Genomic DNA, 26079 nt, shown 5'->3' with positions numbered 1-26079 from the left:
TCCGCCATAGTTTTGGGGAGAATTTGGTTTGAATAGTTTGCTGGAACATTTTGTTACCCTGTGGGTCGTTATTGATCCGATTGGAACAATTCCCGTATTTATCGCCGTTACAGCCGGGCTTGGGGCCGCGGCGCGTCGCAAAACAGCCCTGTTGGCGGCGTTAATAAGTGCCGGGGTTTTGCTGTTCTTCCTTGTCTTTGGACAGCTGCTGATCGAGGCGCTGGATATCGGACTGAACTCATTCCAAGTGGCCGGAGGGATCATCCTGTTTCTGTTCGCCCTAACGATGATCTTTGGCGAAAGCAAACAAGAGGTCGAGCAACGCGCAGCGGAAGACGATCAGGAAGACGAATTTCACAAGGCCAACCCCGCGATCTTTCCGTTGGCAGTGCCCTCACTGGCGTCGCCGGGTGCGATGCTGGCCGTGGTTATCCTGACTGACAACAACCGGTTCAGCGTGGCGGATCAAGGCATCACGGCGTTGGTTATGCTATCTGTCGTGGCCATCGCCTTTGTTTTGATGCTGCTGGCCGAGCCGATCATACGACTGATTGGCCATTCCGGTGCTGCCATTATCAGCCGCATCATGGGGATGATCCTGGCATCGGTTGCAGTGAATTCCGTGCTGTCGGCGATGCTCGAAATCTTCAAAACCGGACAGTTGTAAAAAAAACCGCCGCTCCTTCCGGGCGGAAAGGGCGGCGGTAGGCAATGCGTGTCTCGCGTGGGATCCGTATTTCCGCGCAGGGCCGAGGCATGGCCCTTACAAGGGAATTTGGACAGGCAGGTCACCCTTGACAGAAATGGGGACGACAGCGCGGAGTTTTCGGCACGAGATCGCAGGCAGAAAGGGTCAGAACGCTCCGGGAAGGTGAAGGGCAACCACCAGCATCACCACCAATGACACCGCACCTGCCGCATCCTGCAATAGCGTGGAATGCGAACGGCTTATGGCGGTCTTGATCTGGGTCAGCATGGTCTCACCTCCGGTCGGGTTTTAATCCTTTGTTGACCTTTTGTTCTCATATTTCGTCGAGTCAGTAAAGAACTTTTTGAGAACATTTGTGAACTTTATAGAACAAAATTACTAACCCACTGAAATTAAACGGATTGCCTGATCCTGTTTCATAAGCCAAAGTAGAACACGCACCGCCTGCCCACGTTCCGTGGCCAAGGTCGGGTCTTTGCTAAGCAAATTGCGTGCGTCCGTCTGTGCTACAGCCATCAATCCGGCCTGGCGTTCCAGGTCCGCAATCCGGAATTTAGGCAACCCGGATTGGGCCGTACCGATCAGGTCACCTGCGCCGCGCATCTGCAGGTCAGTCTCTGATATCCGGAACCCGTCTTCGGTCTCACGCAGAACTTCCAGCCGTTTGCGCCCACCTTCACTGAGCGGGGGTTGATACATCAACAAGCAGGTCGAGTCCGCCTCACCCCGTCCCACGCGGCCGCGCAGCTGGTGTAGTTGAGCCAACCCGAATATCTCAGCCCGTTCGATCACCATGATCGAGGCGTTCGGAACATTCACGCCAACCTCGATTACAGTCGTGGCAACAAGTACTTTTGTTCGGCCCTCTTGAAACGCGGCCATTGCGGCATCCTTGTCGGACGCGGGCATCTGGCCATGGACCAGGCCGACAATACCCTCGCCCAGTATGGCACGCAGCCGTTTGAACCGCTCTTCCGCTGCCGTCAGGTCCGAGACTTCGGATTCATCGACCAGCGGACAGACCCAATAGCACTGACGTCCTTCATCGATAGCCCGACGCAAATGCGCCACGACGTCATCCATACGCTCGGTGCTGATAATCGCCGTTTTGATCGGTTTCCGCCCCGGTGGTTTTTCATCCAGAACAGAGACGTCCATGTCCCCATATTGCGCCAAAGCCAGGCTGCGCGGAATCGGTGTCGCGGTCATCACCAGAACATCCGCGCCCTGCCCTTTTTCGGACAGCTCCATCCTTTGTCGGACCCCAAACCGGTGCTGTTCGTCCACAATGGCAAGTCGCAGGGCGTGGAACTCCACATCGCTTTGAAACACTGCGTGGGTGCCGACAAGGATGTGAATATCGCCCTGTTTTAGGGCGGCCAACTTTGCACGCCGTTCGGCGCCCTTGTCCCGTCCCGTCAGGATTTCCAGAACGACTCCGGCCTCTTCGGCAAGCGGGCGCAGGCCTTCCAAATGCTGCCTGGCCAGAATCTCGGTCGGCGCCATCATGACACCCTGTCCACCAGCCTCGACCGCGACCAGAAGTGCCATGAAGGCGACCAAGGTCTTCCCTGCGCCCACATCGCCTTGCAGCAATCGGTTCATCCGTGCGTCCGAGCCCATGTCGGCGGTTATTTCCTTGATCGCCCGCGCCTGGGCCCCGGTGGGTTTGTAAGGCAGATTAGCAAGAACTTTAGCTTGCAGAGCACCAGTGCCGACGCTCACGATGCCCCGGGCCTTTCGCTCGCGTTGTCGCGCCAGAGCCAGCGTCACCTGATGGGCAAAAAGCTCATCATAGGCAAGGCGTTCCCGGGCTGGCGCATGCGCGGCCACATCATCCGCCCCCTGTGGATTGTGCGCCGCGGATACAGCCGTGGCCCAATCCGCCCAGCCCTGTTTTGACACTTGCGCAGGGTCAATCCACTCAGCCAGCTTTGGTGCGCGGGTCAATGCGCTACGTGCTGCCTTGTACGCCGTTTTTTGGGTGATGCCCTGTGTCAGGTGATAAACCGGCTCGAATTCTGGTATGTCATTCGCGCTTTCCACGGGCAGCATGTGATCTGGATGGACCATCTGCGCCATGCCATCGAACAGTTCGAGCTTGCCAGAGATCACACGACGGCTGCCTTGCGGTAAAACTTTTTTCAAATAGTCGCCGCGCGCGTGGAAAAAGACCAACTGAAACTCGGTCTGCGTGTCTTCGACATGAACGCGGTAGGCCCCGCCCTTGCTTCGCGACGGTCGGTGGGTGCCGACCGTGACCTCAACCGTCAATGTCGTTGGCAGATCAGCCCCCTGGATTGTATCGCGCCGCCTGCGGTCCACGACAGCGTAGGGCAAGCCGAACAGCACATCACGCGGCGACTCGATCCCCGCCTGCACCATTGTCTGCGCAGTCTTGGGGCCAACGCCCTCCAGAGTCTCGAGCCCCGCGAAAAGGGGAAACAGGATTTCAGGGCGGCCGCTCATGCGGTGCCGATCAGGTGCAGCCATTCATCTTCGTCCAGCGTCTCGATACCAAGTTCTGCTGCCTTCTTGGCCTTGGATCCCGCGCCCGGGCCTGCCACCAGCAAATCGGTCTTCTTGCTGACAGAACCAGAGACCTTGGCCCCCAGGGCTTCGGCGCGGGCTTTGGCCTCGGCGCGGGTCATCTTTTCAAGTGACCCTGTAAAGACAACCGTCTTGCCAGCCACCGGACTGCCCGATGTGTCGGGTCGTTTGGCGTCCTGCACGTCCAATTGCGCGACCAAAGCGTCGATGCTGGCGCGTTCTGCGTCCTGAGCAAACGCAGAAACCAACGCGCGCGCCATGACATCACCTACGCCATCTATGCCCAAAAGCTCGTCCCACTCAGGGCCTTCGAAATCAGCAGCTGCGGTTACGGCGTGCTCAAATTCTGTCCAGGCGCCATAGTGGTTCGCGATCAGATTCGATGCGGCCTCCCCGACATGTCGAATGCCCAATGCAAAAAGAAGGCGTCCGAATGGGATTTGGCGTTTTTCATCAATTGCAGCCCAAAGGTTCCCGGCACTTTGCGCGCCCCAGCCCTTGCGGTTGGCGAGCTTGTTTAGATTGGCCGCATCTCTGCTCTGCAGCGTGAAGATGTCCACCGGAGTTCGGATCGGTAAGTCCGGGTCATCATAGAACATTTCAATCTGCTTCGCACCCAACCCTTCGATATCGAACGCTTTCCGAGATACGAAATGTTTCAGTTTTTCAACGGCCTGCGCTGGGCAAATAATCCCACCGGTGCAGCGTCTGACGGCATCGCCTTCTTCCCGAACCGCATCACTGCCGCATTCCGGGCAGGTTGTGGGAAAATCATAAGGTTGCGCGTCATCTGGACGTTTCGAAACATCGACATCCGCCACTTTTGGAATCACGTCGCCCGCGCGATAAACCTGCACCCAATCGCCGACCCTAATATCTTTCCCATCCCGGATCGTGCCGCCCTTTGCGTCGCGACCAGCGACATAGTCCTCGTTATGCAGCGTGGCATTGGACACGACGACGCCACCAACAGTTACCGGGTGCAGCCGGGCAACCGGGCTGAGCGCACCCGTGCGACCCACCTGAATGTCGATTGCCTCCAGCCTTGTCCATGCCAGTTCAGCGGGAAACTTATGCGCGATGGCCCATCTGGGGGTCGTGGATCTGAACCCCAACCGGGCCTGCAGCGCCAAGTCGTTCACCTTGTAGACAACGCCATCGATATCATAACCAAGCGTGGCGCGTTGCGCTTCGATGCTGCGGTAGTGTTCAATCATCTGATCTGTCGTTTCGCACAACGCTGTCAGTGGGTTGGTTGAGAAACCGAATTTCGCCAACCGTTCAATGGCACCCATTTGTGTATCGGCCAAGGGAGCTGACAACTCACCCCATGCATAGGCGAAAAACCGCAGCGGACGGGAGCGTGTGATTTTCGCGTCAAGCTGCCTCAACGACCCTGCGGCAGCGTTTCGTGGATTTGAAAATACCTTTTCGCCCAGTTCTGTCTGTCGCGCGTTCAGCTTGTCGAAGTCTTCATGCGACATGTAAACTTCACCGCGCACCTCCAGAACCTCCGGAGCGTTTTCGACGCTGTGCGGAATGTCCGAGATCGTCCGCGCGTTCGCAGTCACGTTTTCACCAATCTCGCCATCGCCGCGGGTCGCCGCCTGCACGAGCTTCCCCTGTTCATACCTTAGCGATAGGGACAGACCGTCAATCTTGGGTTCAGCAGTAAAAGCCAGCTCCGCCGAGTCGCCCAATCCCAGATATTTGCGGATTGACCTGTCAAAATCCGAAACGTCCTCATCGTTGAACGCATTGCCCAGGGACATCATTCTGACAGCGTGTACGAGTTTTGAAAATCCCTCCGCCGGTCTTGCGCCCACTTGATCTGTGGGGCTGTCGGGCCGTTTCAACTTAGGGAAATGCGCCTCGATGTCCGCGTTTCGCCTCTTTAGCGCATCGTAGTCCGCGTCCGAGATCTCGGGGGCGTCCTCAGCGTGATACAGCGTGTTGGCCCGCGCAATCAATTCCGCAAGCCGCGCCAGCTCGGCACGTGCTTGATCTTCCGTCAGCTCTGTTACCGCAATTGAATCGCTCATGGCCTCGCCCTGTCACTTAGTCTTTGAACCCAGTGATAGGGCGAGGCCATGGCTAGGTCCAGATGTGCTGTTCCATGAGTGAGGGGGTCGCCCTGAACCTACGGCGACCAGATTTCATTTGAAGTCAGGCACCAACGGCGATCCGACGTTCGTCCAGACTGTTGCTTTGGGGATCGCGCAGCACGTAACCCCTGCCCCAGACGGTTTCGATATAGTTCTCGCCACCGGTCGCATTGCTGAGCTTTTTGCGCAGTTTACAGATGAAAACGTCGATAATTTTCAGCTCAGGCTCGTCCATACCGCCGTAGAGATGGTTCAGGAACATCTCTTTGGTTAGCGTGGTGCCTTTGCGGAGGCTTAGCAGTTCAAGCATTTGGTATTCCTTGCCGGTCAAATGAACGGCCTTGCCTTCAACCTCAACGGTTTTGGCATCCAGGTTCACCGCGACCCGGCCCGTATGAATGATGGACTGGGAATGCCCTTTTGACCGGCGAATGATTGCGTGAATTCGGGCAACCAGTTCTTCTCGGTGGAAGGGTTTGGTCATGTAGTCGTCTGCGCCAAAACCAAAGCCCTTGATTTTGCTTTCGGTATCGTCCGCGCCCGACAGGATCAGGATGGGAGTTTCAACACGCGCAATGCGCAGCTGACGCAATACTTCGTGACCGTTCATGTCCGGCAGGTTCAGGTCCAAAAGGATCAGGTCATAATCGTACAGTTTGGCCAGATCGATGCCTTCCTCGCCCAGATCCGTCGCATAGACGTTAAGATTGGCGTGCGTCAGCATCAGCTCAATGCTTTTCGATGTGGTCGGATCATCCTCGACAAGAAGTATACGCATTTACTGCTCCAATTAAGGTCAAATTACCAATTGAAATTGAGACTGATCAAAAATGGTTAACCTGACGTTACCGTTGAATCATTTATTCATACTCATCCTTAGGTTGTCGATATTTTTTTAATGCAGTGACTTTCAGAGCATCCGCGCCGTGTTCAGCCACCGCAGATACCCAGGAATTGAATTCTTCATCGCTTAGCCCATAGCGTTTTTTGGCCTCCGACAACGAAATCAGCCCGTATAGAACGCCGCGCACCACAATGACCTTTCGAGAAGCGACCCATCTGGTCGTCTCTGCAGGTGGCAGATCGTTACGCGATAAAACCGTTCCATCCGGCAGGGTTACGGACCTTGGCCCTTCGACTTTGTGCAAATACATCTCTTGAACCTCTTTCAGCTGCGACAAAGCTGACAACAGCCTACTTAATGCCGCGTGAAACCGCCCCTTGAGAGTGTGTAGAATTTTCCTATATTCTGCCGGTCTTTCTTAACCCACACTGGAATCGCCATGGCCCTCGATACCGAGACACCGCTGAACTCGCTTGGCTTTGCCAAACCCCCGTCAGAGACGCGGGTGGTTGTTGCCATGTCCGGCGGCGTCGACAGCTCAGTTGTTGCCGCTTATCTGGCCGATCAGGGCTATGACGTGGTTGGCGTGACGCTGCAGCTGTATGACCACGGCGCGGCCTTGGCCAAGAAAGGCGCGTGCTGCGCGGGGATTGATATCCATGACGCGCGGCGTGTGGCCGAGGAACGCGGCTTTCCGCATTACGTTCTGGATTACGAGAACATCTTCAAAGATGCTGTGATCGACGAATTCGCCGACAGCTATCTAGCCGGGGCGACTCCGGTCCCGTGTATCCGATGCAATGAGCGTGTGAAGTTCAAGGACCTTTTGGAAACCGCCAAGGACCTTGAAGCCGACTGCATGGCCACTGGTCACTATATCCAGCGCAAGATGGGCGCGAACGGGCCAGAACTGCACAGCGCCGAGGATGCGAACCGGGATCAATCATATTTCCTGTTTTCGACCACGCCCGAACAATTGGACTTTCTCCGATTCCCTCTGGGCCACCTGCCCTCGAAGGATGCGACCCGAGAAATGGCCGCGCAATATGGTCTGTCGGTGGCGGACAAGCCCGACAGTCAGGACATCTGCTTTGTGCCCGATGGGAACTATGCCAGCGTGATCGAAAAGTTGCGCCCCGGTGCGGCGGAACCAGGTGAGATCGTTCATTCCGACGGTCGGGTGCTTGCGCAGCACAATGGCGTCATCCACTACACTATCGGCCAGCGCCGCGGTCTGGGTATAGGCGGGCTGAGCGAGCCTTTGTATGTGGTGAAGCTGGACGTAGACAAAAAGCAGGTTGTGGTTGGCCCGAAAGAGCTGCTGGCGACCCGGACCGTTCCGGTACGCGAGATCAACTGGCTAGGGGATGAGCCTTTTACGTCGCGCGACGAATGGCATCTGTCGGTCAAGGTGCGGTCGACCCGACCGCCGCGTGAGGCGATTGTCCGACCTTTGTCGGAAACGACTGCCGAAGTCGAATTGCTGACACCCGAGGAAGGCATTTCGCCCGGTCAGGCCTGTGTGTTCTATTCCAATGAAAGCAGTCGCATTTACGGCGGCGGCTGGATCTGGCGCGGTTACTGAGGCGTCCGGATCACAAGACGTCGGTCGGGCTGTTCACCAGAATATACAGTCCGACTGCCACCATGATGTAAGGTGCAATCCTGTCAAGGCGGGCAAAACGCGGCCCTAAAACCTGTGCGCGTGGTGCGCCCCAACTTGCAATTCCGATCAGCGTTGCCAGTGCACATCCGGCCCCGATTAAGGCCGTCAAACGAAACGCTGGCGTCGAATCCGCGAACAGCGGAGTCATAGCCGCAAGCGTATCAATCGATAGCGTCAAAAACAGCGCGACGACCGAGGTGATGGCCCCAGTATCGGGCAGTTGACGCCCGCCCGACCCTTTCCGTTGTTGCCGTATGCCATAAAGGCCCAGAGATAACGGGATAATCCCAAGATAACCGACCCAGTTCAGAAATCGGCTGTGATCCAACCCGCTGGCAATCACAAGCGACAGGCTCAGAATTATCATTTGCGCCGCGGCAAAGCCAAAGACGGCCCGGCGTGTCTCCATCACCATGATCAGGCCAAACAGGATGACCAGATTGTCCAGGTTAGTTGATATGGTCACGATCGCAGCGGAAAATGCGAACAGGATGTGTTCAATCATGGCGATTGGGCAGCCTGTTCAAAACCGCTCGGGCGGCGCGCAGACCCGGCGCTTCACCACCCCGCCCCAGACGGACCATGGTCACGTCCATCGCGCTGCGCTGCGCATCCGGACCGGCGGCCACGTCTGAGAGTGCCGAGGCGATCCTATCTGGCTCGCAATCATCCAGCAGGCATTCAGGAACCGCGCGCGTTTCAGACACCAGATTGACAAGCGTCGCTGTGTCCAAATTCACCATGCGCTTTGCGATCAGTGTCGTCAGCCAGTTCAGATTGTAGGCTATCACCATTGGCGTGGCCTGTGCCGCCAGTTCCAATGAAACTGTCCCAGACGCCGCCAACGCAAGGTCGGCCGCAGCAAAGGCCGCCCTTTTCTGCGCCTGAGCCTGGTCCGAGGGCAAGTCCCGCGGATCAACTACGACGGGCGACCCTGGCCAGTCCTGAACATGTTCGGTGACCGCATCAACCATATGGGCCACAGCCGGCACGACAACGCGCGTGTCAGGGCGCTGTTTCAGAAACAGGCTTAACGCCTGACCAAAGACCGGAGCCAGACGATCAACCTCACCCCGCCGCGAACCGGGCAAGGCCAGAACGATGGGCGCTTGGCCTAGGCCGTACGCCTCGCGAAAAGCCTGAATGTCTTGTTTGGTCGCCACTAGTTCGCTGACAACCGGATGCCCGACAAAGTCACATTCCATCCCCGCGCGTTGCATATAGGGCGGCTCGAACGGCAACAGGGCCAGCACATGATCGATGACCTTGGCCATCTTGTCCGCACGCCCCGGACGCCAGGCCCAGACGCTGGGGGCAACATAATGAACTGTGCGAATAGTACTTTGCGCTTTGACCAGCTTGGCAACCCGCAATGAGAAATCGGGACTGTCGATGGTGATCAGAACGTCTGGATTGCTATCCAGAACAGCCTCCGCTGTCTCAGAAATCCGGCGTTTGAGGTGAAAGAACTTGGGGAGAACCTCAACCAGTCCCATGACCGACAATTCGGACATGGGAAAAAGGCTGTCCAACCCCTGCGCCTGCATCAATGGACCGCCGACGCCCTGGAATTCAACCTCGGGAACCAGAGACTGCAGGCCTTCCATCAGCGCGCCGCCAAGCCGGTCCCCCGAAGGTTCACCGGCGACAACGAAAACCCGCATCAGTTCGTCCGCTCGCGAACGTACAGGAACAGGCCAAGCCGATCACATTCCGCAATCACACGGTCTTTCTCAAGTACAAGAACACCGCCCTTTTCGATCACAATTCCCGACAGCCCCGCCGCAACTGCACCAGACACAGTATCCGGCCCAATCGCAGGCAAATCAGCGCGCGTGTCCTGATCCGGTTTTGGTGCTTTGAACAGAATGCCGCCGCCCGCATCGGGGCGCTGAGTCAGAGACTGCAACATCCATGCCGTGCCGAAGATGCCCTCAATTGCCAGCGCCTGCCGTTTTGAAACCACGCAGGCCTGCCCCACATCCGCAGCACCCATCGCCCGCACGACCCCCGAGGCGCGATCGGCATCAGCCAAATCAGCCTCGGACGGTTGTGACTGCGTCAGACATCCCAGTTTTGGAAGAAGGTTCGGCGCGATTTCGTGGGCTGCCTTAACCTCCAGACCTGCATCCTCAAAAATGCTGATGACCGCGCGCAGCGCCGCATCATCGCCGGACATGATGGCTTGTTGCAGGATTGGGACCAAAGGCATTGTTGCAGCATCGATCCTTGCAGGATTAATGGGCGGTCGGCCTACGGCACCTGCCATGCAAATCTGGGTTACGCCCCGCGCCTTGATGTCGGCGAGAAAGGTTCCAACCTGTTCCAGGGGAAACTCGACATCCGGGGTCAGAGTGTCAGGACGGAACCCCTCCATCGCACAGACCACCGGGCGGTCGGACAGTTGCGCGACCACTTCACCCGGCAAAACGCCTGTTCCCGCAATCAGCGCCAGCATGATTTATTTCCCCGGTGTAAGGAAAGACCGATCCGAATGTCCGGTGACAAAATCGACGATCCGCTGAACGTATTCGCTTTCGTTATCTGCGCCGACCCGATGTGCCCGCTCCATGAACGTACCATCGCCCGTGGACAATTCGCGGAAGGCCGCCCGCAATGCGGCAATATCCTCGCGTGAGACACCGCGCCGTTTGAGGCCGACGAGGTTTAGACCATCAAGTTCGCCACGCGGCGCCTGAACCAGGCCATATGGGATCACGTCATTCGGAACCATGGTCAAAGCGCCAATAATCGCGCCACGCCCGACGCGGACCCACTGGTGCAATCCAGAGATACCACCGACAATCACGTCATCCTCAATGATGCAATGACCCGCTGCGCCGGCATGGTTGACCATGATGACACGATTTCCGATTTGAACATCGTGGGCAACGTGAACGCCTGCCATTAGCAGACAATCATCGCCGATCCGCGTGACACCGCCGCCGCCATCGGTCCCGGTGTTTACGGTGACGTGTTCACGAATACGGTTACGTTTACCGATCTCAAGACTCGTGTTTTCTCCGCCGAACTTCAAATCCTGCGGGATCTCTCCAATGACCGAAAAGTTGAAGATCACGGTCTCTTCACCAACCGAAGTATCGCCGGTCACGACAACATGCGACTTCAGCTCAACCCGATCGGCCAACTTGACTTGGGGACCCACATAGCAAAACGGACCTACGACGCAGCCTTCACCAATCTGCGCGCCGTCTTCGATGATTGCGCTTGGATGGATGCCGCTCATGTGGTCTTTTCCATATCCCAGTCGACATAGGCCGAAAACTCGGCCTCGGCCGCGACCTCTCCTTCGACCGTGGCGCGACCGGCAAATTTGAAAATCTTGCCACCCTTTTTACCGCGAACCGTTTCGACATGCATCTCAAGCACGTCGCCCGGGATCACCTTGCGACGGAATTTGCATTTGTCGATGTTCATGAAATAGATCAGCAGCTCGCTGTCGATCACATCCATGCCCACGCCCAGCATGACCCCTGCGGTTTGTGCCATCGCCTCGACAATGGTCACGCCCGGCATGATCGGGGTTCCCGGAAAATGCCCTTGGAAATGCGGCTCGTTCATGGTGACGTTCTTGATGCCAACAGCCGATTGAAAGCCCGAGATATCGACGACCTTGTCGACCAGCAGAAACGGATAGCGGTGAGGCAATATCCGCTGGATCAGCTGAATGTCTGCGCTTTTGGTTTCCGTGGTCATAGTGCAGTCGTCCCGTTCTGGATTTCTCTTTGACGCGTGGTTAGCAACACCGCGCCTTAAGGGCAAGCAAACCTATTCTTTGCTTTCGTCTTCAAGTTGGCTGCCATCGCCAATCTGTTCATTGATCCGCGCAATCGCCGTGTCCGTCACATCGGTTCGGTCCGAGCTGAGAAAGACATTGGACCGCTCGATAACCACCGATGCCCCGGATTCGCGCAACAACTCGATCAGGATCGGTTGCACAAGAACCAGAAAAGTCTGGCGCGCTTCCTCGCTTTGGCGCGCAAGCGCGTCCAGTTTGGCGCGCTGACTTTCGCGGTGCGACTGAACCTTATTGTCGAAGGCCTCGGCCAGAGGGCGAAACTCCTCGGTTGGCAGTTCTGCGCGCTTTTCGGTCAGGTCTTTTTCTTCCTTGCTCAGCTCAGCGACGATCCGTTCATTCTCGTCAGCCAGCAATGTGCCTTCGATTTCGATCTCGCGCATGACGCGGCGACCGAATTGCGACTCGGAAAACAACCGGTCGCTGGACAGTGTCAGAACATTCGCCTGAGGAACGCCTAGTTGCTGCGCCTGAGCGGTCGACACGCAGGCCAGCACCAGAAAAACGCACAGGGCCCGAATTGGGCCCTGCACTTCATTACATATCCGCTTCAACATCTGGCGATCAGAACCGTGCCTGAACGGTCAGGTCAAAGTTCTGCTCCTTGTCGAAATCTTCTTTCTTCAAGGCTTTCGAGAAGTTGAACCGCAGCGGCCCAAAAGGTGTTTCCCACAGAACCGATACACCGATCACATGGCGGACAGACCCGTCCGCGCCCACGATGTCGGCACCAGCAGTGTTCACGTTGTTGATGTTGTAGACGTTACCAACATCGTAGAACACACCGCCGCGCAGCCCCAGTTCTTCGGGCAGGCCAAGCGGGAAGTCTGATTCAAAGCGGGCAACCCAGTAGTAGTTACCACCGATCGCATCGTCCTGGCCGTTCGACAGGTCTCGCGGACCCAGACCCGCAGGTTCAAAGCCACGGAACGTGTTCGGACCAATCAAGAAGCGGTCGAGCACACGGCTGAAGTCGTCGCCCTGCCAATGCAGTGCACCCACTTCCATCGATGCCCGCAGAACAACTTCCTCGTTCAGGACACGTGTCTGCGCGATGCCGCGCGCTGTGGTCTTGTAGAACTCGTTGTCGCCGCCAAGACCGGCTGCATCAACGCCCACCTCAAACAAAACGCCCGCATTCGGGTTGAGACCACCGCGTCGGCTATCATAGAGGTAGGATACACCCAGCGTGCTGGATGTCCGCTTACCCTGCTCAATCTCCGAAGCGATAACAGCACCGTTCGCTTCATCATCTTGCTGCGTCATCTCGCTGCGGTTCCAACCATAACGGAGACGGAGCGAAGACAACTCGCTGATTGCGTAGCTCAGCTGCGGCTCGAAGAAAACGCGCTTGGTATCGTAGCTTGCAAAGCTCGAATTCGTCGATGCAAGGCCAAGACCAAGATCAAACTGCAACCGGCGACCCAGCAAATATGGTTCGGTGAAGTTAATGATGTATTGCTCGGAATCCTGCGCCGTCGAAAGGGTCAAGCCAAGGTTTTGACCGCGACCCAGGAAGTTGGATTCATTCAGGCCAATTGCAATCCCGAAACCGTCGGAAATCGAGTAACTACCACCGAGGCTCAGCGAGCCGGTGGGCTGTTCTTCGACGTCCACATCCACAATCACCTGGCTGGGCGTGGACCCTTCGCGCGGCTCAACATCTGCCACGGCAAAGAACCCAAGGGCACGGATACGTTCAGCACTCTGGCGGATTTCGCGCGGGTTGAACGGATCACCTTCGACCGTATCGAACTGGCGACGGATCACGCGGTCCAATGTCGTTGTGTTGCCTTCGATGTCGATACGTTCAACAAAGATCCGCGGACCTCTGGTCAGAACAAACTGAACGTCCAGCGTCAGATCGCGGGGGTTACGTGTGACCCGCGGTTCGACCCGCAGGAAATCAACACCCTGTTTCAAACCCAACCGTTCCTGACGCGCGATCGAGCTTTCAATCAGAGACGGGGAATAGGTCACACCCGGACGGATTTTCAACGCCGCTTGATATGCGGCGGGATCCACCCCGGGGATTTCACTGACGGTCGAAATCTTACCGAACGAGAACTTCTGCCCCTCGGTGATGTTCATCACCAGGAAGAACGCGTCACGTTCGCGGGTGAATTCGACGTTTGCGCTGTTCACGCGGAAATCCACGTATCCACGCGACAGATAAAAGTCGCGGATGACTTGCTTATCGAACTCGATCCGGTCAGCGATAAACGTGTCGCCGCGCAGGAAAGTACGCAGAATGTTGGCCTGTTTTGTCTCAAGAATTCGGCGCAAGCGGCGATCCGAGTATGCCCGATTGCCGACGAAACTGACACGCTCGACCTCGATCGTGGTGCCTTCGGCGATTTCAAAGACAAGATCGACACGGTTGTCGCTGCGGCGAATGATGCGCGGGATGACAGTTGCGGAAACGCGGCCCTGCGCTGAATAGATTTCGGCGATCTGATCTGCGTCGGCTTCAGCAAGCTGTGGTGTGAAAACCCGGCGGGGCTGAGAATTGATGGCCTCAAGTAAAAGATCGTCTTTTACGCGACGATTGCCTTCGATGCTGATCTGGTTGATCGTCGGATATTCTTCGACCTCGATCACCAGCGTGCTCCCACGCGGCGTCAGCTCAACTGTCTCAAAAACACCACTGTCAAGCAAACGCTGAAACGCATCGTTCAACTGTCCGGCAGTCACTGTCTGGCCGGGTTGGATTCCTGTCCGGGCAATAATTGTCGAACTTTCGATCCGCCTGTTGCCCTCAACATCGAACGAATTGATGGTGTAGCTTTGAGCGCGCGCAACCTCCGGTAAGAAGGTTAAGCTAGCTATAATTACAAAGGAAAAAATACGTAGCGTCTGCCACAAAATCTTGTTTGTTGGCTTCTGCCCCCCGCAGGATGTGCCTGCGCCTCGCCTATCAGTCATTTTTTTCTCTACCCAGAATTTTAGGACTTTATTGTTGAGTAGCGAGATTAAGTTTCCTTGTCAAAAGACGAAAACACAAAGCGACCCAGTGGGCCGCTGCAAGTTGTATTCAAATTGTGGTGAGAATCACATGCTGACAACGACAGCCCAGCCACCAATCGCCAGCGCGGTCGCGCCGAAAAACAGCAGAACGTCCCAGTTCAGCATGAACAGGAATCCAAAACTCTGATAAGATTTCCGCAGCGTCTTTGTCATTTGAGCCTCTGACACAAAAAAAATTAGACGCAGATAACCTAAGCGCGGATTGGGGCGAAAATGCGGCTTTTGTTGGCGCACGCGGCCACAATCAGCAGAACAGATCGTTGGACACGGAAAAGACCATCAGACCCAGGATTAACGATATCCCTACCCCCATCAGAACCTTCAGTACACCATCGCTTGGTGGTTTACCTGCCACGGCCTCATAGGCGTAGAACACCAGATGCCCGCCATCCAATGCCGGGATCGGAAACAGGTTCAGCAGCCCGACAGCCGTAGACAAAACAGCGATAAAGAAGATGAAGCTTTGCGCACCTTGGCTGGCCATCGCCCCGGAGGTTTCGGCAATACCAATTGGGCCGGACATGTTGCAGGTGCTTATGGCCCCCGTAACCATGTGCCAGATACCGGACAGCGACCCGTCTATAATGCGCAGAGTTTGACGTGCACCGCCCGAAATGGATTCAAGAACTCCGGCCGCCTCGGTCGCGGGTTCCAGCATCATGCCGCCAACGATACCGATGCGCCAATGTGTGACAAAGCCGCCTTCTGACTGCGGTTCGTCCGTGCGGCGCGGGGCAAGTGCGAACTCAAGATCTGCCCCGTCGCGCCAGACATTCAGCAACAGAACTTTCCCGTCGGACCCTTCGACATGCTCTTTCAACTGATCAAATGCAAAGATCGGGTCCCCGTTGACCGACGTAATGACATCACCACGCTTAAGGTCGATATCCATGGCCGCACTACGAGGCGTAACCTGCTGAATCAGGGGCGGAAACAGCCAGGGACCGGTCACATCCATGGTCTGATCATCGCGGATGACCGTATAATCCAGAACCGGTTCCACCGGCAACGCGTCAACAAAGTCAGCCCACGCGCCCGCCTCGTCAAAATCGGGCACTGCGACACCGCCAATGGCGACGATTTCGTCACCGTCCTGCAATTGCTGAACAGTGCCGGGCAAAGGGTGCAAGGTCCCGACCGTCAGTGGGTCTTTGGTCACGCCCTGGGTCAGGAAAATCAAGCCAAACACCAGGATCGACATGATGAAATTAAAAACCGGACCTGCGGCAACCGTAGCCGACCGGGCCCAAAGAGGTGCCCCATGCATTGTGCGACGCAGATCCTCCGGACTTTGCTCGGTAATTTCCTCCATCGCAGCTTCGTCTTTGCCCGACGCCGCATTCGCGTCGCCCAGGAATTTGACATACCCACCAAAAGGCAGCGCGGCGATCTGCCATCGCGTGCCGCGCTTGTCGATGCGGCTCCAGAGAACCGGGCCAAACCCGACCGAGAACACCTCGGCATGGATACCGGACCAGCGTCCAACGATGTAATGGCCGTACTCGTGCACCGCGACGATCACCGAAAGTGCGATGACAAAGGCAATGATCGTGTACAGCAAATTGCCAAACTGAGGGATCAGAGAAAGTACGTCCAAAATTTTATCCTGCTCGTTGGATGACGATGTCATCTACCCATGTACGTGCCAAATGGTCCGTTTGCAGCACGTTATCAAGAGTTAAAGGGGCATCAATAAGGCCACCTGCGGCCTCGAATCTGTCCAGAACGGCCTCGACTATGTCGGCCATCTGAAGGAAACCGATTTCGCGCGCGACGAACCGATCCAACGCCCGTTCTTTGGCGGCGTTGAACACGGCGCCTGACAGGCCGCCGCGTTCCATCACGGCACGCGCCAAGCGCAGCGCGGGATAACGCGCCTCATCAGGTTCACTGAACCTAAGCTGCCCAAGTTTGCCAAGGTCCAACCGTTCGACCGGCAAATCCTTCCGGTCGGGCCAGTGGAGAGCGTACCCGATGGCATGGCGCATATCCGGGGCGCCCATATGGGCCATGACAGCGCCGTCCTGGAACCCGACTAAGGCGTGAACGATGGATTCCGGGTGCACCAGCACTTCGATCTGATCCGGGGACACGCCGAAGAATTCTTTGGTTTCAATCAGCTCAAGCGCTTTGTTGAACATTGACGCGCTGTCGATTGTGATCCGCTGCCCCATATCCCAGTTCGGGTGGCTCGAGGCTTGCTCGACTGTCGCATGTGCCAGTCTGCTTAACGGCCAATCGCGAAAGGCGCCGCCACTTGCTGTGATAATGATACGTTCGACCGCGGCCATATCCTCGCCGACAAGCGCCTGAAATACGGCTGAGTGTTCGCTATCGACCGGCAAAAGCCGCGCGTTGTTTGCTTTGGCCGTCTCAAGTACCAACGCGCCGGCGCAGACCAGCGTTTCCTTATTGGCTAACGCCAGCGTGCCGCCTTGCCTGAGTACCTCTAGGCCCGGCTCCAGACCGGCGGCGCCCACAATGGCCGACATAACCCAATCGGCGGGCCGTGCCGCAGCTTCCGTCAGCGCATTTTGACCAGCGGCCACTTTGACGCCCGAGCCCGCAAGGGCCGTGCGCAGATCATCCAGCCGGTCTTCATAGGCCGTAACTGCCACATCGGCGTTCAAACGCCGGGCATCTTCCGCCAGTTTTTCGATATTCGCCCCGCCCGTCAGAGCGACGACGTCATACGCGGTGGGGTCGCGATCAATCAGATCAATCGTGTTCTGCCCAATTGATCCGGTCGCGCCGAAGATTGAGATTTTGCGCATCACATCGCTCCGGGGGAATAGACAATCCCGGCTATCAAAACGAACAAGGCCGCACCCATCATGCCGTCAAAGCGATCCAGAAATCCGCCATGACCTGGTATCAGGTTCGAGCTGTCCTTGACCGCAAATTTGCGCTTTGTCGCGCTTTCGACAATGTCCCCGGCCTGACTGGCCATCGACGCAAGCACCGAAATCACCACAAACATGACGCCAAAACCGGCATGTACAGCAAAGATCGTGCCAACCACAGCTGCTGCAGCCCACCCGCCTGCCGTGCCCGACCATGTTTTCTTTGGGCTGACCTTTGGCCAGAACTTAGGGCCGCCAAAGGTTTTGCCGACAAAGTATCCCGCTACATCCGTTGCCACGACCACCGAGATAAGCCAGACCATCCAGCCGAACCCCATGTTCTCGCGGATTGAGATGAAGCCCAGACCCGATGCAGCAATCCAGAAAGCGAAAAGCGCGTAGATCCCCTTGGATCGACTGATCTGCCCTGCCCCGACCAAGGCCGGCGCAAGCAGGAATGGCAGCGTATAAAGCGGCGGAAGATGATAGCTGAGCACGACCGCAACACCGGTGAGAATGCCCAACTGGATCGCGACACCATTGCGGTTCGGATCGATCATCCGCACCAGTTCCCAGGTCATCAATCCGCAGGCGATTGCGATAAAGGCTTCGAACCACAGCCCGCCCAGCCACACTTCGACCGAACCGATGCACACAAGCACCGCGGCAGACAGAACACGGGCGGTTAGGTCAGACCATCGGCCCTCGCTCATGCCGGAACCGCTCCGAACCGCCGGTCACGGCTTCCAAAGTTTCGGCACAGCCGTTCAAGTTCGGCGGAGGTGAAGTCGGGCCAAAGCGTGTCGATGAATTCGTATTCCGAATAGGCGGATTGCCACAAAAGAAAGTTGGATATACGCGCTTCGCCACTGGTTCGGATCACCAGATCCGGATCGGGAAGAACGTGCGTATCCAGATACTTGGGCAGAGTTTCCTCATCCACGTCCTCAGGGCGCAAATGGCCTTCGGCCACGTCACGCGCCAGCCGTTTGGTCGCCCGAGCAACCTCATCCCGCCCGCCATAATTCAACGCAATGGTCAAGTGCACCAGATCGTTGTGCTGGGTTGCAACCTCCAAAGTGTCCATCAGTTCCGTCAGCTTGGAATCCAGACGAACCCGATCGCCGATAAAGCGTACTCGCACACCGGCTTTGGTCAGGTTGCGCGCTTCCTTGATGATGTACCGTCGGAACAGGCTCATCAAACCGGCGACTTCCACCTGGGTACGTTTCCAGTTCTCGGTCGAGAAGGCAAAGACGGTCAGATACTTGATACCCAATTCCGGACAGGCTTCAACCACTTCTCGTACCCGCCGGGCACCGGCCTGATGCCCAAACAGCCTGGGCCGGTTGCGCGCCTGGGCCCAACGCCCGTTCCCATCCATGATGATGGCTACGTGGCGTGGCCCGATAGCGGGTGAGGGTTGAGTTGTGTCAGGCATGATGCGAGCTCAGACCTGCATGATCTCGGCCTGCTTGGTTTCAAGCGCGGCGTCTACGTTCTTGATCATCTGGTCGGTCAGGTCCTGGACTTCACTTTCCCAGAACTTCTGATCGTCTTCTGACATGCCGTCAGCCTTGGCTTTCTTGATCTGATCCATGCCATCGCGACGGACGTTACGGATCGAAACGCGGGCGTGCTCGGCATATTGCCCGGCAACCTTGCCAAGCTCGCGGCGGCGTTCTTCGTTCAATTCGGGGATCGGCAGCATGATGATGGTGCCGTTCAGCTGTGGGTTGATGCCCAGACCGCTTTCACGGATCGCTTTTTCAACTTTTCCAACCAGGCCCTTGTCCCAAACATTCACCGTCACCATACGCGGTTCGGGGACGTTCACGGTACCGACTTGATTGATTGGGGTCATCGACCCATAGGCATCAACCATGACCGGTTCCAGCATTGACGCCGACGCACGGCCCGTTCGCAGCGAAGCGAATTCAGTTCTAAGGTTGCCCATAGCGCCATCCATACGGCGCTTCAGATCGTCGGTGTCCAGTTCAAAATCGTCAGACATGCTGCTCACTCCCCGTCTTCAGGTGCTGTTTTGCATGGCTCATAGTCCATCGCAATTGGGATGTATAGCAATGATGATCTGGAATTGAGCCAATGACCAGAGGTGTTTCTGGTATTTTCGGGTTCTTTCAATGGCAACTGAACCGGCCAACATTGATGTCGGCCGGCCGGATCATGTGCATAGGAATCAGGCGTTTACATCGACAACAACACGGCCTTTGACCTGCCCTTTTAGGATATCCGCCCCCAATTGAGGCAGATCGCTCAGGGTCGCGGGATGAACCATTGCCTCAAGCTTGTCCATCGGCAGGTCGGTTGCGACGCGTTGCCATGCGCGAACCCGGTTGTCATAGGGCTGCATCACACTATCGATGCCTAGCAGGTTGACACCGCGCAACAGGAACGGAATGACGCTTGCGGGCAGCCCTGCCCCTCCGGCCAGACCAACGGCTGCGACTGAGGCACCGTATTTCATCTGACCCAGTACACGGGCCAACATCTCGCCCCCCACTGCGTCAATGCACCCGGCCCAGGACTCGCTTTCCAACGGGCGTTTCACGGTTTCATTAAGATCCTCGCGTGGGACAATCGTGGTGGCGCCGAGTGATTTCAGATATTCACCCGCCTCTGGCCGGCCTGTCACGGCAGCCACCTCATAGCCCAAATTGGCCAGAATGGCGGTCGCAACCGAACCAACACCACCAGCGGCCCCGGTAACAAGCACTGGACCATGACCCGGCTGCATGCCTTGATCCTCAAGTGCCATAACCGCCAACATCGCTGTGAAACCGGCCGTGCCCACTGCCATGGCTTGACGTGTGTCCAGACCTTCCGGCAAGGGAACCAACCAGTCGGCCAGAGCGTTAGCTTTTTGGGAATACCCGCCCCAATGCGCTTCACCCACACGCCAGCCGGTCAGAACGACCTTGTCGCCGAGTTTATAGCGATCGTCCGAGGACGCCTCGACCGTGCCACTGTAATCGACGCCGGGTACGTGCGGATAGCTGCGCACCAGCCCGCCGCCCTTCGGCGACATACAAAGGCCGTCCTTGTAGTTTACGGTCGAGTACTCAACAGCGATTGTCACTTCGCCATGGGGCAGATCCCCAACGGAAAGCTGTTTGACCGAAGCGCTTGCCAGTCCGCTGTCTTCGTCCTTATCCATTACCAACGCATTGAACATTTAACTTTCCTTTCTTTTAAATCAGTCACCAGCCAGTGCTGATCCGAGATATGTCGTTCAAATCCAGAACTTGTCCCGCACGGTCGCACCACGCATCCCATCGGGGGCTTCAACTTCGATCCGTGTGCCGGGTTCCCAATGGCTCAGCTTGACCATACCGATTGACACATTGGTGTCGAAATCCGGGGACCAAGCGGCCGACGTAATCTGGCCAATCCGCTTGCCTGCAGCCACTACCGGCCAAGGGCGGTCGCATGATGGTACAGCTTCGCCGTCGATTGCGATCGGACGGATTTGTTGAACCGGACCCTCCTTGGCCACGCGCAGCAGAGCGTCTCGGCCAATACAACCGATCGCCGTATGGGTGTTACAGAACTTACCCAAACCGCATTCATGCGGCGTGTTGTCGTCGGTCATGTCGTTGCCGTATGACAGTAACCCACCCTCAATCCGTTCGATTAGATTGGGACAGCCCGCCCGGACGTGCAGGTCTTCGCCCGCCGCAAACAGCGCATTCCACAAGGACATACCGATGTCCGAACCCTCGACATAGATTTCGAAACCACCTTGTTTGGAATAACCAGACCGTGCGATTGCGAGTTCACGTCCCTCGAACTCGAACTTGTCGAATTTAAAGAAACGAATGTCACGCACCCGGTCGCCAAAAACACGGGCCAGCAGGTCATCCGCCTTCGGCCCCTGTATCGCCAGCGGAGACACATCGGGTTCGTCGACCAGCACATCCAGACGGTATCCGTTGGCAATGCCCTTGACCCAAAGCAGCAAGTCACTGTCGGCAATCGAAATCCACCACCGATCTTCCGAAAGCTTCACCGCCACAGGATCATTCAGCATTCCGCCTGTTTCATCGACAATGGGAACGTAAAAGCACTGACCGGGCAACATCCGCCGCAGATCCCGTGGCGTTAGCATCTGCATCAGCCGCGCGGCATCCGGCCCACGCAGTTCTACCTGCCGTTCGCACGATACATCCCAAACCTGCACATGGTTTTTTAAGTGCCGATAATCCGCCTCAACGGATTCGAAAACAGTGGCCAATAACATACGGTTATAAACCGTATATCCTTTAACCCCAGCAGCTTCGACACCATCAGAAAAAGGTGTTCGGCGCAGGCGACGCGAGAGTGAGATCTGAGCCACTTAAGCCTCCTCAGGCAGAAAAACCAGATCGCTCACCGGTGCAGCAGAACCTGTTTCGGTCAGCATTTGATGCAGCTGGCCCCGGTGATGTGTTTGGTGGTTGAAGAAATGAATGACGCATTGCGCATACGGTTTCGTGACATCGGCTTCTTTGGCGGCCGAGAACCATGTGAACGGGCCGCGCAGGTCCTCGTCATTCAAGGACGCGGCCCATTGGGTTGTCCGCTGGTCAATCTGATCGCGCAGGGGCAACCATTCTGCCAGATCGATGCACAGTGACGGGCTTTCCGGGATACCGCCGCCGGGACCTTGCCCCTTGTCAAACCGCGACATCCATATCCAGTCCCCCCAAAGCAAATGATTTGCCGTGCCCAGGATCGAACCAAAAAACGCTCCGCGCTCGCGGGTCAGTTCCTCATTCGAAAGTGCGGTAAGAAAGCCCTTCAACTGGCTGTTTTGCCAGTGATTATATCGGGCCATCTCTTGCGCATAGGCGGCGGTGATCATCACTTTGGCCCATGCCAGTCAATTGGGCAGATTTCGGCAGATTTTCCGCCAAAATCCCAGACACGGCCGTAGTCGCGCACTTTGGACTTCGTACCACGCGCAACGATGATGTCTGGCCCCATCCAATACTTCGAGTTCGACACCATGACCGGATGTTCCGGGTCTTTGCCGCCCAGCATCTCAATCTCACCCTGAATTTTGCGGCCAATCGCGATGCGGCGCTTGGTGCCGTCGCGCTCAATCTGGACTGGCGCGCGCTCGGCCCCGATAATCTCGCTGACCAGCATGGTAAACAAACCGGTGGTCCCGCCTGCCTGACCGCTGAAGATTTGCAACAGCCCGTTGTAGGCCTTGCCGCTGGCACGCTCATCGACATAAGCGGCCACTTTCCACTGCCCTTCGCCCATTCGACCCGGAATATCGACCAGCAGTCCGACGTTCAGACCGGACAGGTCTTCGCCTTCATAGTGGCCCTCATCAACGATAATTCCCATCCACGCGTGGCAATGCCCCTCAGTCGGAGGATGTGCGCCCAATGAAACCACGCAGGGGCAGAACACATCGCATGAGCAGTTCAGGATCAATTCGCCTTTGATTGCCCAATTTGTCGGGCTCATCTCGCGCCGCTTGGGATTGGGCATACGGCTGTCAATGCGCTGACTGATCGGCAGCTTGTCGGCCTCGGGTTTTCTGTTCTTAGCCATAGGCTTATCCTCCGTAGCTTATTGGATAGACGAGCAGAACAAGACCGCCCGCAATCAATGCAAATCCCATCGGTCGGGTCACTGCGTGCCCGATCTGGGGTAGTTTCTCCAAAACCATGAACAGGGTCGCGAGACCCATCCACAACAGGCTCATGACACCGCCAACAAAACCAAGCGCCATGAAGCCCCAGCAGCAGCCCACACAGAATGCGCCCAATCCCAGCCCCATGCGCAATCCGCCAGTGAACCCGGTTTTCCAGTGCCCCAGAAAATAGGTCATGGGAGCATGGCAGACGCCGTGGCAGACCTCTTTCGCGCGGGTGAACTGAAATGCGCCGACGGCAATCATTAGGCCGCCTGCGAAATACCCGGATTTGCCGATGCCCAGCATGTCAACGACCCGACCAAACAACAGCGCCAACTGAACACCGGTGATCAAAGCTGCAAAGCCAACCCAGACGACTAGATACCCGGATAGAACACCCAACCAACCCGCCCGCGAACCATTGGCGCTGCGGATCAGATCGTCATAGCTGCGTAACGTCGGCACGAGCGTCGGCAGCATCATCGCCGCCATCATGATAGCCCACATCCAGAACAGCGGGCCAAACTCGGCCATGGGCATATACATGTCCATGCGCGGGTCCATGGCCGCCATGGCTTGACCCATTGGGCCGGGGCGACCGATCCAATCCAGATCCATGTCGCGGCTCATGGTGAACATGACCCACCACGCAGACAGGATCAGGGCATAAAACCCCAGCCAAAATGCGGTGCGTAGAACTGTGCGACTCACGCGCTCCTCCCGACTCAGTCCTTGCTTTTCAAATGTCAGACTTTTAAATGTCAGACAAATAAAAATTCACCGACGGTCCCCGGAATATGAAAATCGACCCCAAAAAACCTGCTGATCTGTCGGCTCAGATCGCTCAGGCCATTCGTGACGCGATCATCTCGGGCGAATTGATCGTGGATGAACGTTTGCCCTCCGAGGCGGAATTGTCCGAGCAATTCCAGGTATCTCGCCCAACCGTGCGCGAGGCTTTGAAGCGTCTTGCGGCGCAATCCCTGATCCGCACGCAACGCGGCGCAAGCGGTGGTGCATTTGTGAACCGGTTGAGTTTTGAGGGCGCGTATTCCCAACAGATCACGACATCGACTTTGTTGCTGTCGATGAATGCGGTCAGTTTCGACACCGCCTGCGAAGCGCGCTTCGCGCTCGAACGTGCCTGCGCCGCCTTGTCCGCGCAACGCCGTACAGCGGATCAGTTGGCCACCATGCGGGCCGAAGTTCACCGCCAATCCCAACCGGGCCTGACGGATGAGGCATTCTGCGCCTCGGACGTGGCGTTTCACCGAGCGCTGGTGGATGGTGCAGGCAATCCCGTGCTGTCTTATCAACTCGCCGGCGCGGTCGAAGCGATGCAGCCATTGATGAACATGATCACTTTCACAGCGCGGTCCCGGGAAGCAATTATTGCCTTCCACAATCAAATCGCCGACGCGCTGGAAGGTCGCGACTCGACCAAAGTGGACACGACGCTAGTTGAGCTTGAGAGCTACACAAGACAATTGGCGCAAGACGTAGCGCAGCAGCGACGTAATCCGGCGTAAGGAAAATGAAATGTCCACCGCTTTGAACGTGATTGCAGCTCTCATGACCATTGGGTTCGGCCTATTCGGGTTTCTGGCGCCCAGCTTTACCTTGGGCGCGCTGGATCTGAGCACCACCAACAGCAACATGGGGCTGAGCGAGATGCGTGCTTCAGTCGGTGGGCTTTTCGTCGTCACTGGCGTGGCCGTTTTGCTCCTCAACAACCCGATGGCCTACGCAATGCTGGGTGTTGTCTACGCGGGCGCGGCATTGGGTCGGTTTGTTTCAGTCTTTCTGGACAACCCACCGTTGGTCAAGGCGGCTACTTTTGGTGGAATCGAACTGGTCCTTGCACTTTGGTTGATACTGGCCAACATCAACAGGGCCGCCTAACCATCTGTAATTATTTCAAACGCCCGGTAAGATTCCCGGTTTGCATCCGGCTGCAGGCTCACCTATATAGGGTATGTCCTTCGGGACTATGGACATAAACGCGCTCGTAATAAGCGGATCGGACCCGGGGGCGGTACCCGGCGGCTCCACCAACATCCTTCATTTGGGGATCATGGGGCCGAAATAGGATCGACGAACGTCTAAAGGGGTTAGCTTTGTCTCGGCGGGGTGCCACCGTATCGGCCCGAAAAGTACAATTGCAAATGACAATCGTGCTCCGGTTGCAGTTGCTGCGTAAGCAGTAGCAAGACCGAAACTTAAGCCCTTGCGCCTAGCCGCGTAAGGCGGGGTTCGCAGGTACCTGGCAACAGAAACCTGCACTTTCAACTTAAAGTCTGAGTTTTTCGCTGAGCATGTTCATGTTCAGAGTTTTTTCACTATTTGGTCTCATGCTGACCCCAGCAGAATAAGGAGAGCTGGGATGTCGCACGCAGATTTACTCAGAGAGTGGTATTCCGAGGTTTGGGAAAACGGCAATACAGACGCGATTGACCAGTATTTTGCCCCCGAAGCAATGGCCGAAGGGCTTATTCCGGAAATGCAGGTCGGTGCGGATGATTTCCGGGATCTGGTCATGGCCTTTCGCCATATCCTTGGGGACATTCAGGTCGATATGCCCAAAATCATCGAAAACGGCGATTGGGTATCCGCCATCATTCACCTGCGCACGACGCGCGCCGATAATGGTGCCCCGCTTCAGGCCACCGGCAGCGTCATGGGACGGATCAAAAACGGCCGAATGGTTGAGGCGTATAACCAGTTCGATTTCATCTCACTCTTCGAACAGCTCGGCCAGTTCCCGCAGGACACTTTGCCTGTGTGTATGACCGGTCAAAGGCTGGATTGGGCCTGACCAAATAAGCAATCTTGACCCCCTCGGCGCTTACGCGGTAGCAAGTGCCA

General features: G+C 56.8%; 28 protein-coding genes and 1 other RNA gene. 6 read left to right on the top strand and 23 right to left on the bottom strand.

The genetic code is table 11. The features are described 5' to 3' along the window. Nucleotides 1-28 precede the first annotated feature (28 nt). The gene (locus tag AC2FIS_RS02815; RefSeq protein WP_496771881.1) at nucleotides 29-667 is read left to right on the top strand and encodes a MarC family protein; all 639 of its coding nucleotides are present in this window, start codon (nucleotides 29-31) and stop codon (nucleotides 665-667) included. 186 nt (nucleotides 668-853) lie between these two features. Here AC2FIS_RS02815 and AC2FIS_RS02810 read toward each other — a convergent pair whose 3' ends face one another. The 5 genes from AC2FIS_RS02810 to sciP all read right to left on the bottom strand — a co-directional run bounded on the left by AC2FIS_RS02810 (nucleotide 854) and on the right by sciP (nucleotide 6518). After that, entirely contained in the window at nucleotides 854-976 is a 123-nt protein-coding gene (locus AC2FIS_RS02810) for a hypothetical protein (protein WP_255414864.1), read from the bottom strand. A 111-nt stretch (nucleotides 977-1087) separates the two neighbouring features. Continuing rightward, nucleotides 1088-3178, bottom strand: coding sequence for an ATP-dependent DNA helicase RecG (recG, locus tag AC2FIS_RS02805; protein WP_496772104.1), 2091 nt, complete (start codon nucleotides 3176-3178; stop codon nucleotides 1088-1090). Then, nucleotides 3175-5301 carry an NAD-dependent DNA ligase LigA gene (ligA, locus tag AC2FIS_RS02800; protein ID WP_496771880.1) on the bottom strand — a complete coding sequence of 709 codons (2127 nt, stop codon included), beginning with the start codon at nucleotides 5299-5301 and terminating at the stop codon, nucleotides 3175-3177. Before ligA ends, recG begins: the two co-directional genes overlap by 4 nt. Nucleotides 5302-5425: 124 nt before the next feature. After that, nucleotides 5426-6142 (bottom strand): response regulator transcription factor CtrA, encoded by a 717-nt coding sequence (gene ctrA / locus AC2FIS_RS02795; protein WP_113790658.1) that lies wholly within the window; start codon nucleotides 6140-6142, stop codon nucleotides 5426-5428. Between the two features lie 82 nt (nucleotides 6143-6224). Beyond that, nucleotides 6225-6518 (bottom strand): CtrA inhibitor SciP, encoded by a 294-nt coding sequence (gene sciP / locus AC2FIS_RS02790; RefSeq protein ID WP_496772103.1) that lies wholly within the window; start codon nucleotides 6516-6518, stop codon nucleotides 6225-6227. Nucleotides 6519-6647: 129 nt separating this feature from the next. Between sciP and mnmA the strand changes: the two genes are divergently transcribed. Continuing rightward, nucleotides 6648-7793, top strand: a complete 1146-nt coding sequence (gene mnmA / locus AC2FIS_RS02785) for a tRNA 2-thiouridine(34) synthase MnmA (RefSeq protein WP_282168343.1) — start codon at nucleotides 6648-6650, stop codon at nucleotides 7791-7793. Between the two features lie 10 nt (nucleotides 7794-7803). On the opposite strand, the gene AC2FIS_RS02780 is transcribed toward mnmA, so the two are convergent. The 18 genes from AC2FIS_RS02780 to AC2FIS_RS02695 form a co-directional block, all read right to left on the bottom strand. Then, entirely contained in the window at nucleotides 7804-8340 is a 537-nt protein-coding gene (locus tag AC2FIS_RS02780; RefSeq protein WP_496771879.1) for a hypothetical protein, read from the bottom strand. 31 nt (nucleotides 8341-8371) lie between these two features. Then, entirely contained in the window at nucleotides 8372-9538 is a 1167-nt protein-coding gene (gene lpxB, locus AC2FIS_RS02775; protein WP_496771878.1) for a lipid-A-disaccharide synthase, read from the bottom strand. Further along, nucleotides 9538-10332, bottom strand: coding sequence for an LpxI family protein (locus AC2FIS_RS02770; RefSeq protein ID WP_496771877.1), 795 nt, complete (start codon nucleotides 10330-10332; stop codon nucleotides 9538-9540). The genes lpxB and AC2FIS_RS02770 overlap by 1 nt, the downstream gene beginning before the upstream one ends. Before the next feature lie 3 nt (nucleotides 10333-10335). Next, complete coding sequence (gene lpxA, locus AC2FIS_RS02765; protein WP_496771876.1) at nucleotides 10336-11121, bottom strand: acyl-ACP--UDP-N-acetylglucosamine O-acyltransferase; 786 nt, start codon at nucleotides 11119-11121, stop codon at nucleotides 10336-10338. Then, nucleotides 11118-11591: a 3-hydroxyacyl-ACP dehydratase FabZ gene (gene fabZ / locus AC2FIS_RS02760; RefSeq protein WP_472723733.1), complete on the bottom strand. Its 474-nt coding sequence runs from the start codon at nucleotides 11589-11591 to the stop codon at nucleotides 11118-11120. The genes lpxA and fabZ overlap by 4 nt, the downstream gene beginning before the upstream one ends. Before the next feature lie 72 nt (nucleotides 11592-11663). Further along, complete coding sequence (locus AC2FIS_RS02755; protein ID WP_282151163.1) at nucleotides 11664-12248, bottom strand: OmpH/Skp family outer membrane protein; 585 nt, start codon at nucleotides 12246-12248, stop codon at nucleotides 11664-11666. Nucleotides 12249-12255: 7 nt separating this feature from the next. Continuing rightward, nucleotides 12256-14616, bottom strand: coding sequence for an outer membrane protein assembly factor BamA (bamA, locus tag AC2FIS_RS02750; protein WP_496771875.1), 2361 nt, complete (start codon nucleotides 14614-14616; stop codon nucleotides 12256-12258). A gap of 126 nt (nucleotides 14617-14742) precedes the next feature. After that, the gene (locus tag AC2FIS_RS02745) at nucleotides 14743-14871 is read right to left on the bottom strand and encodes a hypothetical protein (protein ID WP_496771874.1); all 129 of its coding nucleotides are present in this window, start codon (nucleotides 14869-14871) and stop codon (nucleotides 14743-14745) included. Nucleotides 14872-14962: 91 nt separating this feature from the next. Beyond that, the gene (gene rseP, locus AC2FIS_RS02740; protein ID WP_496771873.1) at nucleotides 14963-16315 is read right to left on the bottom strand and encodes an RIP metalloprotease RseP; all 1353 of its coding nucleotides are present in this window, start codon (nucleotides 16313-16315) and stop codon (nucleotides 14963-14965) included. A 4-nt stretch (nucleotides 16316-16319) separates the two neighbouring features. Beyond that, nucleotides 16320-17492, bottom strand: coding sequence for a 1-deoxy-D-xylulose-5-phosphate reductoisomerase (gene dxr, locus AC2FIS_RS02735; protein ID WP_496771872.1), 1173 nt, complete (start codon nucleotides 17490-17492; stop codon nucleotides 16320-16322). Then, complete coding sequence (locus tag AC2FIS_RS02730) at nucleotides 17492-18274, bottom strand: phosphatidate cytidylyltransferase (protein WP_496771871.1); 783 nt, start codon at nucleotides 18272-18274, stop codon at nucleotides 17492-17494. Before AC2FIS_RS02730 ends, dxr begins: the two co-directional genes overlap by 1 nt. Further along, a complete protein-coding gene (gene uppS / locus AC2FIS_RS02725; RefSeq protein ID WP_109311554.1) occupies nucleotides 18271-19002 on the bottom strand; it encodes an undecaprenyl pyrophosphate synthase in 732 nt (243 codons plus the stop codon). The genes AC2FIS_RS02730 and uppS overlap by 4 nt, the downstream gene beginning before the upstream one ends. 9 nt (nucleotides 19003-19011) lie before the next feature. Continuing rightward, nucleotides 19012-19575, bottom strand: a complete 564-nt coding sequence (gene frr / locus AC2FIS_RS02720) for a ribosome recycling factor (protein ID WP_058271567.1) — start codon at nucleotides 19573-19575, stop codon at nucleotides 19012-19014. 186 nt (nucleotides 19576-19761) lie between these two features. Continuing rightward, nucleotides 19762-20757, bottom strand: coding sequence for an acryloyl-CoA reductase (gene acuI, locus AC2FIS_RS02715; protein ID WP_496771870.1), 996 nt, complete (start codon nucleotides 20755-20757; stop codon nucleotides 19762-19764). A 57-nt stretch (nucleotides 20758-20814) separates the two neighbouring features. Then, nucleotides 20815-21918 (bottom strand): dimethylsulfoniopropionate demethylase, encoded by a 1104-nt coding sequence (locus AC2FIS_RS02710; protein ID WP_496771869.1) that lies wholly within the window; start codon nucleotides 21916-21918, stop codon nucleotides 20815-20817. Further along, nucleotides 21919-22425, bottom strand: coding sequence for a DinB family protein (locus AC2FIS_RS02705; protein WP_282118484.1), 507 nt, complete (start codon nucleotides 22423-22425; stop codon nucleotides 21919-21921). Next, nucleotides 22425-23129 (bottom strand): DUF1326 domain-containing protein, encoded by a 705-nt coding sequence (locus AC2FIS_RS02700; protein WP_496771868.1) that lies wholly within the window; start codon nucleotides 23127-23129, stop codon nucleotides 22425-22427. The genes AC2FIS_RS02705 and AC2FIS_RS02700 overlap by 1 nt, the downstream gene beginning before the upstream one ends. 4 nt (nucleotides 23130-23133) lie before the next feature. Then, nucleotides 23134-23925 (bottom strand): DUF2182 domain-containing protein, encoded by a 792-nt coding sequence (locus tag AC2FIS_RS02695; protein ID WP_496771867.1) that lies wholly within the window; start codon nucleotides 23923-23925, stop codon nucleotides 23134-23136. Nucleotides 23926-24011: 86 nt separating this feature from the next. On the opposite strand from AC2FIS_RS02695, the gene AC2FIS_RS02690 reads away from it, so the two are divergent. The 4 genes from AC2FIS_RS02690 (at nucleotide 24012) to AC2FIS_RS02675 (ending at nucleotide 26029) form a co-directional block, all read left to right on the top strand. Further along, on the top strand, nucleotides 24012-24743 hold the full coding sequence (locus AC2FIS_RS02690) for a FadR/GntR family transcriptional regulator (RefSeq protein ID WP_496771866.1): 732 nt from the start codon (nucleotides 24012-24014) through the stop codon (nucleotides 24741-24743). Nucleotides 24744-24753: 10 nt separating this feature from the next. Then, complete coding sequence (locus AC2FIS_RS02685) at nucleotides 24754-25116, top strand: DUF4345 family protein (RefSeq protein ID WP_496771865.1); 363 nt, start codon at nucleotides 24754-24756, stop codon at nucleotides 25114-25116. Nucleotides 25117-25152: 36 nt separating this feature from the next. Next, nucleotides 25153-25498, top strand: a transfer-messenger RNA (tmRNA) gene (gene ssrA, locus AC2FIS_RS02680). Nucleotides 25499-25597: 99 nt separating this feature from the next. Further along, nucleotides 25598-26029, top strand: a complete 432-nt coding sequence (locus AC2FIS_RS02675) for an ester cyclase (RefSeq protein WP_282168355.1) — start codon at nucleotides 25598-25600, stop codon at nucleotides 26027-26029. Nucleotides 26030-26079 lie beyond the last annotated feature (50 nt).

The organism is Ruegeria sp. CDSB113 (assembly GCF_059611045.1).
This window is presented reverse-complemented; position numbering and strand designations above follow the sequence as displayed.